General features: G+C 51.2%; 11 protein-coding genes. 6 read left to right on the top strand and 5 right to left on the bottom strand.

What is annotated here, in order from left to right; translation table 11 throughout:
* Positions 1-396 precede the first annotated feature (396 nt).
* Positions 397-1,509 carry a hypothetical protein gene (locus K3T83_RS29780; protein ID WP_220206554.1) on the top strand — a complete coding sequence of 371 codons (1,113 nt, stop codon included), beginning with the start codon at positions 397-399 and terminating at the stop codon, positions 1,507-1,509.
* A gap of 133 nt (positions 1,510-1,642) precedes the next feature.
* Here K3T83_RS29780 and K3T83_RS29775 read toward each other — a convergent pair whose 3' ends face one another.
* Positions 1,643-2,674: an SDR family NAD(P)-dependent oxidoreductase gene (locus tag K3T83_RS29775; protein WP_220206553.1), complete on the bottom strand. Its 1,032-nt coding sequence runs from the start codon at positions 2,672-2,674 to the stop codon at positions 1,643-1,645.
* A gap of 211 nt (positions 2,675-2,885) precedes the next feature.
* Here K3T83_RS29775 and K3T83_RS29770 point away from each other — a divergent pair, with 211 nt between their 5' ends.
* The 3 genes from K3T83_RS29770 (at position 2,886) to K3T83_RS29760 (ending at position 3,883) form a co-directional block, all read left to right on the top strand.
* A complete protein-coding gene (locus tag K3T83_RS29770; protein WP_220206552.1) occupies positions 2,886-3,059 on the top strand; it encodes a hypothetical protein in 174 nt (57 codons plus the stop codon).
* Positions 3,060-3,233: 174 nt separating this feature from the next.
* On the top strand, positions 3,234-3,479 hold the full coding sequence (locus K3T83_RS29765) for a hypothetical protein (protein ID WP_220206551.1): 246 nt from the start codon (positions 3,234-3,236) through the stop codon (positions 3,477-3,479).
* Between the two features lie 2 nt (positions 3,480-3,481).
* Complete coding sequence (locus K3T83_RS29760) at positions 3,482-3,883, top strand: hypothetical protein (protein WP_220206550.1); 402 nt, start codon at positions 3,482-3,484, stop codon at positions 3,881-3,883.
* A gap of 14 nt (positions 3,884-3,897) precedes the next feature.
* Here the strand turns inward: K3T83_RS29760 and glgX are convergent, their stop codons facing one another.
* Together glgX and K3T83_RS29750 are read right to left on the bottom strand one after the other, a co-directional pair.
* Positions 3,898-6,114 (bottom strand): glycogen debranching protein GlgX, encoded by a 2,217-nt coding sequence (gene glgX / locus K3T83_RS29755; protein ID WP_220206549.1) that lies wholly within the window; start codon positions 6,112-6,114, stop codon positions 3,898-3,900.
* Positions 6,115-6,277: 163 nt separating this feature from the next.
* Positions 6,278-7,495 (bottom strand): multicopper oxidase family protein, encoded by a 1,218-nt coding sequence (locus K3T83_RS29750; RefSeq protein ID WP_220206548.1) that lies wholly within the window; start codon positions 7,493-7,495, stop codon positions 6,278-6,280.
* A gap of 383 nt (positions 7,496-7,878) precedes the next feature.
* Between K3T83_RS29750 and K3T83_RS29745 the strand changes: the two genes are divergently transcribed.
* Positions 7,879-8,313, top strand: coding sequence for a cupredoxin domain-containing protein (locus tag K3T83_RS29745; RefSeq protein ID WP_220206547.1), 435 nt, complete (start codon positions 7,879-7,881; stop codon positions 8,311-8,313).
* A gap of 226 nt (positions 8,314-8,539) precedes the next feature.
* On the opposite strand, the gene K3T83_RS29740 is transcribed toward K3T83_RS29745, so the two are convergent.
* Together K3T83_RS29740 and K3T83_RS29735 are read right to left on the bottom strand one after the other, a co-directional pair.
* Positions 8,540-9,280 carry a response regulator transcription factor gene (locus K3T83_RS29740; protein WP_220206546.1) on the bottom strand — a complete coding sequence of 247 codons (741 nt, stop codon included), beginning with the start codon at positions 9,278-9,280 and terminating at the stop codon, positions 8,540-8,542.
* Positions 9,281-9,294: 14 nt separating this feature from the next.
* Positions 9,295-10,770, bottom strand: a complete 1,476-nt coding sequence (locus K3T83_RS29735) for a sensor histidine kinase (RefSeq protein ID WP_220206545.1) — start codon at positions 10,768-10,770, stop codon at positions 9,295-9,297.
* 636 nt (positions 10,771-11,406) lie between these two features.
* Here K3T83_RS29735 and rpoB point away from each other — a divergent pair.
* Positions 11,407-14,904, top strand: coding sequence for a DNA-directed RNA polymerase subunit beta (rpoB, locus tag K3T83_RS29730; RefSeq protein WP_220206544.1), 3,498 nt, complete (start codon positions 11,407-11,409; stop codon positions 14,902-14,904).
* Positions 14,905-15,004: the final 100 nt, after the last annotated feature.

Below are 15,004 nucleotides of genomic sequence, written 5' to 3'. Positions count from 1 at the left end.
CATGCTCCTGGGGGTCATAGTTGCTTCATTTTGCTGCATAGTATTTTCTCCTCATGCTTCATAGCATCTCTTCTGAAAAGTTATGCGTTATTTCTAACCTTTCACTACTACAGACCTACTCTTTCATTTTGTCTCTTGATAGTACACGTCCATTTTTAGAAAAAGTTTCCCGGTGTTCTACAACACCATTCCAGGCGCAACGGCTCTATTGCCAAACACGCGCCACAGCCTGAACCCATCCTCCACCGCGCGCATCCATCACGATAACATCATGGCAAAGACTTCCCTGCCGTATTTCAACATGTAACATCGAGAGATTGTTTGTCGTGTAGTGGATATGGCAAAAGAGAGAACACGACGGCAGAATAACTGAGCAAAAATAAGGGAGAAAACGGTATGCCTAGTAATATTGTTGGTTACGAATGGACGCTTGCAGGAACGGCCCATGTTGCATATCAAACGGGCGATAGACATATTCACGAAATGACGGTGGGGGAAAATGGCATGTGGCACGATGCTGACATTACTGCTCTGGCAGGTGGTCCTCGGCTGGAATCAGCAATATTGGCAGGCTATGCATGGCCAGATGGACAAACCAGACAAATTACCTATGTTAGCCCGATGGACAGCAACGGTCATATTCACGAATTAGTACAACGAGAGGGCAACGTCTGGAACTATGCCGACATAACGCAGGCGACAGACGCTCCCCCGGCTGATGGACGCGCCCTCGTTGGTCTTGCATGGAAGGCCGGTCGGAGTAAACATGTTATCTATATAAGCCGCGATGGACATATCCATGAACTGGCGGCGGGGGTTGTCAGCGTGTGGCACCATACCAACGTGACCGAGCAAACAGGGGCACCTAACGCTGAAAGTCCACACCTGGCCGGTTTTATCTGGGAGGGACGAGGCACACAGCACATCGTCTATATGAGCGGCGACGGGCATATTCACGAGTTAATGAGAGAAGTTGGAAAAGCGTGGCAACATTCGGATATTACAGCACTGACAAATGCTCCCATCGCGGACGGTAGAGCGCTGGCGGCCTGTGCCTGGGAAAAGGGCAAAACCAGACAAATCGTTTACACCAATAATAGGGGCAATCTTTTCGAACTGGTGGCTGGAAACGACAATCAATGGAGATATGCAGGCGTACTACGTCTATGCAGCGCCCCACTCACCGATGGATCAGCCCTGGCAACATATGCATGGGAGACCGATTCGACGCGACAGATCGTGTATGTCGGCAGCGACCGCCACATCCATGAGATTGCGATAGGGCTTGACCAGACCTGCAACCATGTTGATCTGACGCGCATAAAGAATGCGTGCGATGCCAGCAATGAAGTCATCGTAGGCTATGAATGGTCCGCTCAGTTCGCTAAACACGTGATCTTTCTGGACACACGCGAAAATCCGGCGATTCATGCCTTCACAAGAAAGCATGGAGAACTCTGGCTGCATCTTGATCTCACAAAATTGACCGGTGGGCAGGTGATTGTGTAATTTTATCCGCAAATATCTAACCCAGGTTGAAAGCATACAACGAGGCCAGAATCCTTCCATCCTTCCTCCCTATCATCCACATCTCCCTCATGCACGAGGGAGATGTGGATGCATTTTGGACGTGCACAGGACATTAAAGCTGGCGCACATACTGGTTATAGCGATTGGCGGCCGCCTCTCCCATCGAGGTTAAAAAGTTGGAGAGAGGAGTTTTTTCTTCGCGCCCCATACTACGTTCGATATCCGTGCCTTCCGCTGAGGGCAACGTACGATTGATTGTACTCAAGACAGCACTGGTCAGCCCGGGGAAGAGACCATGAAAACGCGCCAGCAATTGCGCCTGAACGGTGAGTATCACCTCGCTCTCACCCAATCGCGTTGCCTGCACGATGCGGCGCGCGGCATGTTCGGCGCTGGTGGAGGTAATAGGCAGCGTTGCCAGCATGCCGAACAGCGTATACTCTTCTACCTTCTGCCCCTTCATATACGCATTCACATGAGAGCCGGTGCGCATCAGGCCAGGAACAATGGTAGAGACAATAATACCCTCTTTTGCCAGTTCAGCGTGCAACCCCTCGGAGAAACCAACGGCCGCAAATTTGCTGGCACTATAGGGCAGGAGATGAGGAACGCTTACTTTACCGCCAATCGAGGTAATATTAACGATACGTCCACTTTTACGGGGCAGCATATGGGGCAAAACGGCCAACGTAGTATAGACCATACCCCAGAAGTGGATCTGCATCGTCTCCTCGTAGTCTTGCACCGTCACGGTCTCCATCGGCCCAACAGTGATAATCCCGGCATTATTGACCAGCACATCTACATGCCCAAAACGCTCTACCACTTGATCGATCATACGCTGTATCTGTTGTCGCTCAGTAATATCACAGGGAATCGCCAGCACTTCGGCTCCCATTTCGCTCAGTTGTTGACGAGCAATCTCCAGCGGCTCACTTTCGCGAGCACAAATAACTAGCGAGGCTCCCTGACGAGCGAACTCCCTTCCCAGCGCAAGGCCAAGGCCACTTGAACCACCCGTAATCAGCACGATTCGTCCCTGTAAAGAAAGTGCATTGCGTCGCTTCAGATACGCATTGGCGACCAATCCCAGGCCAAGTCCAGCCCCAACCAGCATTGCAGGAGTCATCCGCGTTTTGCTCATAACTTGCTCCTATCTCTACACTATCCAGTTTCTCAGTATTTATTACTATTGACACGTCCCGTAAGCGGCAGGTGTGAACAGAAACCGGGATCGTCAGGCTGTCACCTTTGGCTCTCTCAGGCCGTGCCATAATTGCATGCTCCTTCTCACGAACCAGTCTCTCAGCGGGAAGACCAAGCATTAGTAAAAAGGCAAAGGTATACCAGCTAGTATGAGGCAGCCACGCAAACGAAAACCACATATACAGGCGGTCGCACAACAATTATTTGGCTATGACCAGCTTCGTCCAGGCCTCGTGTTGTTCGATGATGTAGGCTACAAAACGCTCTCAATCGATGTGGTGTTGGAGAAAAACTTGCTCGTAGCAGCAGAGAACCTGTCTTGAATGCGCTCTATGCTTTCAGCAACGAGTCACCATTGATGCGGGTAAAACGTGTCCTTTAATAGAGGCTAATAGAAATCTTACTTCTTTCGACTTTACAGCCGCTATCTGACCAAAGAGTACCTCAGCCAGCCAGATACGGCCCAGGCGTCAGCACAATGACGAAGGAGAACAGTTATGGGCGTATTACGAGTACTGTCCAAACGGGGTGACGACCGTCTTACTTGGGACGAGCAAAAATTTCAAATGAATGATCCTGAAGCCACCGCCGCTGTTCGAGAAGCGGAAAGAATTTTCGCGGAGACGCGGGCCAGAGGAGCGACGGCGTTCCGTGTTGAGCCAGGAAAACCGACTCAACGCATCGATCAATTTGATCCTACCGCACAACAGATTCTCATCGTGCCTCGCGTAGTGGGAGGATAAACGTGCAGCCACTCGCAACACTCCTGGGTTGGACCCTGGTTGTCCTGGCCTGCATTCTGGCAGCATGGATCACTACCCGCTATATCTGGAGTACCTCACAAGCGGAAAGACGTGCTGCCCATCTCATGAGAGAGATTTTCAGTCCGCAGGAAATGCGGCAATTGTTCTGGCGCGGCTATGTTGACATTCCCAGCACATTGGCCCCCTCGCGTGTGTATCGGGTGCCACGCAGCAACGGGTATGTACAGGTGAGAGAAAATGGTCGCATCATCATGGGACTTTGTTTACAACCAGTTGAGCGCCTTCCTCGCGCCGATGTTGTTGTCCTTCACAAACTTATGATAGAAGCTCAGGAAGAATTTTACCTGCAAACAGCAAATAAATTCCGCTACTTCGATCTGTGAAGCACACAATAACATCAACGCGATATCAGCACCACAACGCTATGGCTCATCACATGATACACATTGCCAGCCACGCTTGCTTCCTCTCCCGGGTTGGCGGGGTCTTCAGCAATATCAGCAGGAGATGGTAGCGCAGTATCCACAACTCGATACCATCTCCTGCTCGTTAGACGCGGGATTTCAAAGTCGAGCGCCTGTCCATCCATATTCAGCATAACGTGTATATCGGTATCATCCTGCATATCTTCAAGCACAAAGCCGCCAATGGTAAAAGCCAGCACGTGCGAGTTGGGGTCAAACCAACCAGGATGATGCAACAGGCAACCGTGCCAGATGATATCAGGAAATCCTCGCTCGTTAACCCACTTGCCATCAAAGAAACTTTTCCGGCGCAGGCTGGCATGGCTCTTGCGAAAGGCAATCATCTGACGAAAAAAACGCTGCATCCCCTGATACTGCTGCACCAGCCGCCAATCAAACCAGCTCACCTCGTTGTCCTGGCAATACGCATTATTGTTGCCATATTGCGTCCGCCGCACCTCATCGCCTGCCACAAACATAGGCACGCCCAGAGAGAGCAGCAGAATCGCGGCAAAGTTCTTGATCTGCCGTGTGCGTAACGCCTCAATCGCTGGATCATCGGTATCTCCTTCGACGCCGCAATTCCAGCTCAAATTATTATCGTTGCCATCCCGATTGCCTTCTCCGTTGGCCTCATTATGCTTCTCGTTATAAGAAACGAGATCGTTCAGCGTAAAACCATCATGCGCGGTGACAAAGTTGACGCTATTGATGGGTAGTTCACCACCGGCCTGAAAAATATCCGCGCTCCCAGCTATCACGCTGGCAACTTTCCCAACAATCGTTCGACCATCATCAATATAGCCCTGATCGCCTCTGACAAAGCGCCGAACGATGTCGCGATAGCGCCCGTTCCATTCGCTCCAACGATAGCCTGGGAAATATCCAACGGCATAGAGACCAGCGGCATCCCAGGCTTCGGCGATAATCTTGGTATCAGCCAGCACTTCGGATAGCTCGATTTGCCAGATCACTGGCGGATAAACCATAGGCACGCCGTTGACATCACGGCAGAGAATCACTGCCTCGTCGAAACGAAAACCATCAACATGCATTTCCATCACCCAATATTCCAGCGCATCGACAATCAGCTTTTCCGTAATAGGATGGTTGCCATTAATGGTATTGCCACACCCCGAATAATTGAGATAGGATCGCTTATCCTGCGGAGAAAGCAGATAATAGCTGCTATTTGCCAGCCCTTTGAGATTGATCGTAGGACCGGTATCATTGCCCTCGCCAGTATGATTGAACACCACGTCCAAAATAACCTCAATGCCAGCCTGATGCAGCGCCTTGACCATATCGCGAAACTCCGTGATATGTCTGCCCTCTTCAGGCGAGAGGCAATAGCAGCTTTGCGGGGAAAAGAAGCTGATCGGATCATAGCCCCAATAGTTGATCAATGGCCTACCATCAGGAGCGTATTGCTTAATCTCGGTCTCATCAAAGTCGAAAACCGGCATCAATTCCACTGCTGTAATGCCCAGTTCTTGCAAATACGGGATCTTCTCGATCACTCCAGCAAACGTCCCGGGATGACGACAGCCGGAAGAAGACGATTGTGTGAAGCCACGCACATGCATTTCATAGATGATCGTCTCACTCATCGGTCGCTTCAAGGGCTGATCCCCTTCCCAATCATAGCCCCGGGTATCAATCACCACGCTACGCATCGAGGTGGCAAGATTATCCTTCTCGCCACAGGCATCTTCCCGCCTCCAGAGCGCATCGTCATTGCCCCTCGCATAAGGATCGATCAATACTTTGTTGGGATTATAGCGGTCTCCGTAATGAGTCAGATCTTTCGGTCCATCGACGCGATAACCGTAATGAATGCCGGGTTTGAGGCCTCGAATATAGATATGCCAGAAATGAAAGGTTTTATTCCTTATGGGATCAAGTTCGATAGTATAAAGAGGCTCAGCAAGATGGGATCGATCAAATAATAGCAGCGTAACCGCGGTTGCTCGCTCAGTAAAGATGCAGAAATTCACACCATCCTCATCAGGGACAGCACCCAACGGATGTGAGCGTCCCGGCTCCAGTTGATAGCGAGCGACAAACTCCGCGACGGTCCCTCTGACAGCGTTCGCTCCAGGCGGCAAAAGGAGTTCTTCAGATGGAATATGCTCTTTTATCTTCGTCATAAATATTCACCTTCATTACTTTCCTCTAAATAAATACAATACCATATCGGTCCTTGTTGAGATGACAAAGAAGCGCCCCGGCTATCTCATCCCCATATAAGATAGCCGGGGCGCTTGTCTTAGCCAGCTTCCTCTTCCGCCATCTCCCCATTATTCAGACTGTCTATTTGTCGTACTCGATCAGGGAGACAAGGCCACCCATTTGATCTGCCGACTGTCCGGGGTTCATCAGGTGGGATAGAATATGGCAGTGGAAGGGGTAGATGCTACCCGGAGGTGCCCAGCCCTGGAAGGTCAGATCGTAGGTCTCGCCAGGAGCGACCTGAACGGTATCCTTCTGGATTGGCGTCTGCAATGTATGACCATCCTCAGCAACGATGTTAAAGTAGTGGCCGTGCAGGTGCATCGGGTGCATCATCTCGCTCGCACCAATGATACGCAGGCGCACGGTCTGACCATGTTTGAGCTTGATCGGCTGCGTATCGGGATAGCTCTTGCCGTTGATGACATAGTAGGCACCCAGTTCGCTAATCATCTCGATATACTCAACATCTGCCTTTGGCTCAACCTTTGCCTGAGCGCTACCAGGACGAGGATCGACGATAAAGGCACCGTAGAAGCCACCCATCACCTGAGTAATGTCGTTGTCATGGCTGTGATACCAGTGCGTACCGGCATCCTCATCGTGCAATGTGAAATCGTAGGTAAAGCTCTTTCCTGGGGCGACTGGCTTCTGACCAACGCCCGGCACGCCGTCCATACCATCAGGAATTTCCAGGCCATGCCAGTGCATCGTCGTATCCTGTGGCAAATGGTTGACCAATGTAATGCGTACGTGGTCGCCAGCCGTCACTCGAATCACGGGACCGGGCACCGTCCCATCAAGCGTCCAGGCCAGCATCTTTTTTCCCTTCACCGGCTCCCACATGACCTGCTGAGCAGTGAGCGTAAAATGTTTGGCACCATCTTTATCTACAACATATTTTGCAGGCTGATTGCCAAAGTTCTGTGTTGCATTGGGAACGTTGGCAGTGGTTTGCGTAGAAGAACTACTGCCCATTGACATTGAACCGCTACTACTGCTCCCCATCGACATTGAACCGCTGCTGCTCGAATCTGTAGATGAACTGCCGGCACTGCTTGCGGTCGTACTGGAACTGCCGCCGGACGAGCTGGTCACGGTCGAACCGATGCTGAAGCTGACCAGAGCAACCATGACTACCACCGAAATGATTGTAATAATTAACGGTGAACGGATGCCCCGCCACCAGGGGCCAGCCGCAACTTTATATGGACCAACAACAACTCTCACTTTTTGCTGGTTGGTGGCTGTTAGCTCAGGCGATTCTATTGTCGCCTTCTCCTGCTCATCAATCGCCATCGGTATTGTTCTCCTGTTACTTGTGTGTGATTGCGCAGATATTTACGTGCTTGATTAGCACTGCAACAATTGCTTTGTTGTGACTAAGAGTAACCGGCTGATCTCACACTAGCGTCTCAGAAGAGTTTTTTCCCGTCACGAGGAGATCACAGTCCCAAAATCTTGTGAAGCCATATATATACACTCAAGACTTTTCTTGAAGAAGGCCGAGAAAGATGCACTGCGGTGTGAGGAGTTTGTGAGTAATTAGCGCGGCGTTGTGACCGATCTGTGAAGATCGTTTGCTATCTTACTGACAATGATTGTTCTGCTGGTTGTTTCCAGAGAGCAAGTATCACAAGCCAAGAGATAAACAAGATCACACATATGAGGAGCTAAACAACATGCAAAAAAAGATCGGCATTTTTATCATTTTAAGTTTTCTACTTGTGCTGGTTGCCGCCTGTAGTCGATCAGGTGCCCCAACCACTACCGCGAACAACGCAGCCAATACCACAACGAATAGTGCCAGTACAACGGGCAACAGCGCTGACGTATCACTGGATAGTACCACATTTTCTCCGGCCTCCGTCACTATTGCAAAGGGCGGCAGCATCAATCTGATTAACGGCACGGCAATGGTCCACATAATTCAGAACGGCACATGGGATAATGGAGCCGCAAAATCTGAAGCCGAAAGCGGCGCGCCTGCTGTCAACGCTCTCCAATTTTCGACGGTGAATCAGAAACAAACGGTTGGGCCGTTCAATACAGCTGGAACCTTTAAACTCTACTGCACCGTTCATCCAGGAATGAATCTGACGATTATCGTTCAATAGGCATCATTAGTGCAGGACAAAGCGGGGCCGCTGGTTGTGATCGCTTCTCACAACCAGCGGCCCCGATTTAAACAAACAATGCTTGTAAGATGGCACAGGTAGAAAACGGTCCTGGAAGCTGACAGAATCACGAAGAAGTAGGGCGAATATGGCAGGGGCGACGGCTTGTCCTCGCCCTCGCCCCTGCCATATTCGCCCCCATCATCTCATTTCAGGAGTGAACCTATTATGCACCTTTGTGATGATTGCTAGCGGCCTCATTAGGTGTTGTTAACACATAGCCGATGCCAACTTTGGTTTTGATGTAGCGCGGACGGGTCGGCTCTTCCTCGATCTTGCGGCGCAGACGATTGATATTGACCTGGAGCATATGACTCTCGCCAACATATTCTGCACCCCAAACGTGTTCCAGCAAAAGATCCTGCGTCACAATACGCCCGGCATTGCGAGCCAGGTAAGACAGAATGCGATATTCAGTGGGCGAAAGTGCCAGCTCTTTGCCGTCCATCGTCACCAAATGTTGCGTATAATCAATGGTCAAATCGCCGATCATCGCTACTTTTTGCAGCCCTTGAGTGTTCTCCTGCGATGTGAATTGCGCTCGACGCAACACCGCCCGGACCCGCGCCAGCAACTCATCCACGCTAAAGGGCTTGGTCAGATAATCATCTGCCCCCAGATCCAGTCCTTTCACCTTGTCCTGATCCTGTCCACGAGCAGTGACAATGATGATCGGAACGGTAGAAAACTCGCGCACTTTCTGGCAAACGGTAAAACCATCCATCCTGGGCATCATCACATCGAGCAGCACCAGATCGGGTGAATTGCGCTCAACCTGCTCCAATGCTTGCTGACCATCGCTAGCTGTCAACACCTCATAGCCCTCAAACTCCAGATTCCGCGCCACCAGACGCAAGAGCTGGGGATCATCATCAGCCGTCACAATAGTTGTTTTTCTGGCTGGCATGTGCTTGTACTCCTTCAAACAGTCTCTTCAATTGCCTGTGATATATGCCCATTCTGGGGAAGAAGCACATGAAAGGCGCTTCCCTTACCGGGTTCACTCTCTACCCAGATCGTTCCCCTGTGCAGTTCCACAATGCTTTTACAAATCGATAATCCCAGCCCCAACCCATTAACATCTCGTACCAGGCTCATATCCACACGATAAAAGCGGTCAAAGATATGTTGCAAATGCTCCGGCGGAATACCGCTCCCGGTATCTTTCACCCATATCTCCACCAGCGGAACATCGTGTTTCTGACGACTCGCTGGCAAGACGGCCAGGGTTGGTTTCTCTTGCTGAAGCTGCAGCTCAAGCGCCGCCAGAGCCTGGGGCTGCTGAATTGAGCGCAGGCCAACTTCGATTTTGCTGTGTGCCGGAGAATGTTGTGTGGCGTTCTCTAACAAATGATCGAGAAGATTTCTGAGCAAGCGGCGATCCCCCTGCACAACTAAGCCATCATCAGGTCTTGCGTTATACTCCTGCTCTATATGGAGAGTATACGTCATTGGATGCGAATTGGCCTCAGCCTGGAGCGTCGCCTCATCCACTACAAAATGTCTCACAGCCGTCAATGCTTCCTGTACCAAATGGATTAAGTTCACCTGTATCGGCTCGAAATGGACGGTCTGTGTCTCCAATTGCGATACTTCCAACAAACGATTGACGATAATCTCCAGGCGCGCGCTCGCACTGCTGATCGCCACCAGAAATTCATGGCGCTCTTCCGGCGAAATGCGCTTCTCGTGTCGCAAGAGCGTGGTGGTGTATCCCTTAATGGAGGCCAAAGGACTGCGCAATTCGTGGCTAACCGTCGCCAGTAATTCAGCCTTGAGTAACTCGTTCGCCTGTTCAGCTTTGCGCTGCGCGATCTCTTCCAGATCATGGACACGTAGAGCGAGTAACATATTGACGATCACAGCATCAACCGCATCGGCTATCAGCGGCAAGAGATCTTTCTCACCGTTAGTATGCCGTTTCTCTGGCCAGACAAGCACGAAAAAAGCACAGGTCATAGGCGCGTGTTGCGCTGTAGATCTCCATTCCCCCTCTTCCGCTGGCCTATCAAGCAAGCGCCGCCAGATGATCACATGAGGCATGGCTGGTGGAATCTGAATATCAGGGCCATCAGGAGAGAAAAGGGCCAGCGCCGATGCAACGGCTTCCTCGCTCATCTTATAACGTATCATCAGAGGAAACAGGTGTTGATCGGCAAGCAGCACTGCGGATAATGGTCGTCTGCCAATTCCATATGGTTGAAACGATAACAAAAAAGTTCCCTGGCTGGCATGACAGAGCGACAGCAGGCGTGTCAACATCGTAAGAGCAAGCGTGTCGGGCGTCTCCAGAGAAGAAGAAAGCAAGGCACTGGCCTGCTGTGAAAGGCGAGCAAAATCGGTCAGGGCCGAGATTACCTCGTATGGGGTATGCTTATTTTTCCAGGTTGCTTGCATATTTGTAATCTTTCTTTTCGTTATTCTGGCCCCACTGCTCATACGCCTTGCATATAAGGTCACGGTGTGTTGGTTCTATTATAGGATGGAATAGATCACAAATAAAGCACAGGCCCAACGGCTCACATCACAATCTCATCACAACACTTGAGTACAGCAAGAGCAGGTATTGACTGGAATGAAAGAGATCGAACTGTTTGTGGAGAAGAGTACAGGGTATGTGATAACATAATGGCAATAGCCTGCTAGAGAGGGGGTATCACAGGCAGTAAGATGCCCGGGAGGGAGTTCTTTCCCCCGATTATAGTATACTATACCCTCCCCAAAAATACAACGTCCAAATGACCGGTGTATTTAAGCGCTTTTCGGGGTATGCTATCAAAGTTCTCACTCTATGGGGAACGTGTATGCGTTTGTATCACTCATTCATCTTCTCATTCTATTCACTCTGAAGCAGAAACCAGGGTAACACTTCATGTAATGCACACTGCAAGGGTACACGGGTTTCTTTTTTGTCTGTTCAACTAGAGTTATCTGTATAACATCACTGTATGAAAGAGGCTCCTCATAAGATCATGAGGGGCTGTTTGTCGTCTCTTGCGTCACTCTAACCAGAAGCGAGGTGAAAGTAATCCTATGAACGGAAGCAGCAAAACGATTTCTCTTCCAGAACGAGTCTCGTTCGCACGCATTCCTGATATTAAGCCGATGCCCGGCCTCATCCAGCTACAGATAGAGTCGTTTGAATGGTTTCAAAATGAGGGAATACGCGAAATATTCACGGATATCTCGCCAATTGAAGATTTTACCGGCAAGAATTTGAGCCTGGAGCTGGTCGTCCCCCCGGAACCATTCGGCACGCCCCGGCTGAGCGAGCATCACTGCCGCGAACGAGATACCACCTATGCCGCGCCATTGACTGTGAAGGCTCGCCTCATCCATAAAGAAACGGGCGAAATTATTGAGAAGGACCTTTTTATGGGTGATTTCCCGATCATGACCAAGGAAGGCACCTTCATCATCAATGGAACCGAACGCGTCGTTGTCAGCCAGCTCGTCCGCTCCCCTGGAGCCTACTTTACATTGGACGAAGATCCAATTACTGGCAAACGCCTGGCTGGTGGCCGTCTGATCCCCAATCGCGGCGCATGGCTAGAGTTTGAAACAAGTACCAAAAATGTTCTTTCGGTCAAAATCGACCGCAAGCGCAAACTGCCAGTCACTACGCTCTTGCGCGCGATTAGCGGGCTAGCCCAGGAAGAGTTCCATAGCGAAACACTGGATCTCTCGACTGACGAAGGGATGATCGCAGCTTTTGCCAGCGTCGATACTCACCCTTCTATCCGCTATATCGAAAGCACGCTCGAACGCGATCCAATCAAAAAAGAGCAGGAGGCTGTGCTTGAAGTCTATAAGAAATTGCGTCCCGGCGATCCAGCAACCCTGGAGAATGCGCGCTCGTTGCTGAAAAACATGTTCTTCAACGGCCGCCGCTATGATCTGGGCAAAGTGGGACGCTACAAGCTGAACCGCAAGTTTGATCTGCCCGTTCCACAGCATCAGCACACGCTCACACTGGATGATCTGGTCGCCTTGCTTCGTCGCCTGATCGCGCTCAACAATGGGCAGGGACGTGCGGACGATATCGATCATCTGGGCAACCGGCGCGTTCGCTGTGTGGGAGAACTGCTCCAGGACAAATTTCGCGTTGGCCTGCTGCGTATGGAACGAGTGGTAAAAGAGCGCATGAGCGTCATCGAGCCAGAACAGGCCACGCCGAACGCTCTGGTCAACATTCGTCCGGTCGTCGCGGCCATGCGTGAGTTCTTTGGAGGCAGCCAGCTTTCGCAGTTCATGGAGCAGACCAACGCACTCTCCGAAATCGGCCTCAAGCGCCGCCTCTCCGCTCTGGGTCCGGGTGGACTCTCACGAGACCGCGCAGGTATCGAGGTGCGCGACGTGCATCAATCGCACTATGGCCGTATCTGCCCGATTGAAACGCCAGACGGTGCAAATATCGGCTTGATCGGCTACCTGGCAACGTATGGACAAATCAACGAATATGGATTCATTGAAACACCCTATCGCAAAGTGTGCAAGCAGTTGCCTGCCAACGATCGCCGTTTGATCGGTCGCGAATTTCGCGGCATCATTGGACGGGTGCCAGGCAAGGGTGCCGCATCCAATCTACTGGGCAAAGATATGCTGTATCGGCGGATTGATGAAGCGCTGTTTCAACAAATCTCACAAGAATTGGGACAGGCGGAAATACGGATCAGGCCATTCATCACAGATGAAATCGAATACTTCACCGCCGATACCGAAGAACGCTTCAAGATCGCACAGGCCAATATTCAGCTAGATGAAAAAAATGAGTTTCCAGATGAGCGCATTGCTATCCGCTACCAAGGGGATATTATCGAGGATCGTGCCGAGTCCATCGATTACGCTGATATCTCGCCCCATCAGACGGTCAGCATCGCCACATCGCTCATACCTTTTTTAGAACATGATGATGTCAGCCGTGCCCAGGGTGGGGCCAATATGCAGCGCCAGGCAGTTCCCTTGCTGCGGCCGCAATCGCCAATTTGTGGAACTGGCATGGAGCGACAGGTCGCCATCGATTCGGGGCATGTCGTGCTGAGCGAGGTCAACGGGGAGGTCGTTTCCACTACCGGAAGGCGTATCGTCATTATCGACGAAGAAGGCGAGTTGCACACCTACGCGCTGCGCAAATTTGTTCGCTCCAACGCTGGCACCTGCCTGAATCAGCGACCTATAGTGCGCAAAGGCGAACGCGTCCACGCCGGGCAGATCATTGCCGACAGTTCTTCCACTGATAAAGGAGAGCTGGCGCTGGGCCAGAACGTGCTGGTGGCCTTTATGCTCTGGGAAGGTGGCAACTTTGAAGACGCCATCCTGATCAGTGAGCGGCTCGTGCGCGAAGATGTGTTTACCTCAATCCATATCGAAGACTATGAGCTACAGGTACGCGACACCAAGCTGGGGCCAGAGGAGATCACACGCGATCTGCCCAATGTTGGCGAAGAGGCCTTGCGCAACCTGGACCAGCGCGGCATCATCTATATCGGGGCCGAAGTTGGATCACATGATATCCTGGTCGGCAAAATCACGCCCAAAGGGGAGACCGAACTGACGGCTGAAGAAAAGCTGTTGCGCGCCATCTTTGGTGAGAAAGCGCGCGAGGTCAAGGACTCCTCGCTACGCATGCCGCACGGCGAACATGGCAAAGTGATTGATGTAAAGATCTTCTCGCGCGACTGGGGCGATGAGCTACCAACAGGCGTGAATCAGGCCGTACGTGTCAGCATCGCGCGCAAACATAAAATCGGAGTTGGCGATAAGATGGCGGGGCGCCACGGCAATAAAGGCGTCATTTCGCGAGTCTTGCCTGTGGAGGATATGCCCTTCTTACCCGATGGCACCCCGGTTGACATTATCCTGACACCGCTAGGAGTGCCTCACCGCATGAACATCGGGCAAATCATGGAGACTCATCTTGGCTGGGCGGCAAACCTGCTCGGTATGAAGGTCGCAACGCCGGTGTTTGACGGGGCCACAGAAGAGGATATAGAGGAGATGCTGCGCCGCGCCGGTCTGCCAGAAACGGGAAAGATACAACTGTTTGATGGACGCACCGGAGAGGCCTTCGATCAACCAATTACTGTTGGTGATGTCTATATGCTCAAACTGGCCCATATGGTGGAGGACAAAGTTCATGCTCGCTCCACCGGCCCCTATAGCATGATTACGCAGCAACCATTGGGAGGCCGCGCCCAATTTGGGGGACAGCGCTTTGGAGAAATGGAGGTCTGGGCATTAAAAGCGTATGGAGCCGCACATACATTGCAGGAGATGCTCACCATCAAATCTGACGATACCAGCGGGCGCGTGAAAGCGTATGAGGCGATTGTCAAAGGCGATCATATTCCTGAGCCAGGGGTGCCAGAAGCCTTCAAATTGCTGGTCAAGGAACTGCAAAGCCTGAGCATTAACGTCGAGATTCTTAATGAAGATGAACAAAAGATACATGTGTCGGAAGATGCATTAAATGACGAAATACCGGAATTAGGAGTGAATCTTTCTGGCTTTGAACGTACTGAAACGTATTAATATCTCAGCTATAGCAAGCAAACAGAGGGAGACAGTGGAAAAGCTGCCTCCCTCTCTACGCTATCGTTTGGAATGCCTCTTCTCTTAAAGATTAAGATTG

The organism is Reticulibacter mediterranei (genome assembly GCF_016587455.1).
The sequence above is the reverse complement of the archived record's forward strand: the minus strand, read 5'-3'. Positions and strand labels throughout refer to the sequence as shown.

Bases quoted from the DNA above. Each gene is read 5' to 3' on its own strand.
- K3T83_RS29750 (WP_220206548.1), bottom strand. From the start codon at position 7,495: ATGGCGATTGATGAGCAGGAGAAGGCGACAATAGAATCGCCTGAGCTA.
- K3T83_RS29735 (WP_220206545.1), bottom strand. From the start codon at position 10,770: ATGCAAGCAACCTGGAAAAATAAGCATACCCCATACGAGGTAATCTCG.
- glgX (WP_220206549.1), bottom strand. From the start codon at position 6,114: ATGACGAAGATAAAAGAGCATATTCCATCTGAAGAACTCCTTTTGCCG.
- K3T83_RS29740 (WP_220206546.1), bottom strand. From the start codon at position 9,280: ATGCCAGCCAGAAAAACAACTATTGTGACGGCTGATGATGATCCCCAG.
- K3T83_RS29745 (WP_220206547.1), top strand. From the start codon at position 7,879: ATGCAAAAAAAGATCGGCATTTTTATCATTTTAAGTTTTCTACTTGTG.
- K3T83_RS29770 (WP_220206552.1), top strand. From the start codon at position 2,886: ATGAGGCAGCCACGCAAACGAAAACCACATATACAGGCGGTCGCACAA.
- rpoB (WP_220206544.1), top strand. From the start codon at position 11,407: ATGAACGGAAGCAGCAAAACGATTTCTCTTCCAGAACGAGTCTCGTTC.
- K3T83_RS29775 (WP_220206553.1), bottom strand. From the start codon at position 2,674: ATGAGCAAAACGCGGATGACTCCTGCAATGCTGGTTGGGGCTGGACTT.
- K3T83_RS29765 (WP_220206551.1), top strand. From the start codon at position 3,234: ATGGGCGTATTACGAGTACTGTCCAAACGGGGTGACGACCGTCTTACT.
- K3T83_RS29780 (WP_220206554.1), top strand. From the start codon at position 397: ATGCCTAGTAATATTGTTGGTTACGAATGGACGCTTGCAGGAACGGCC.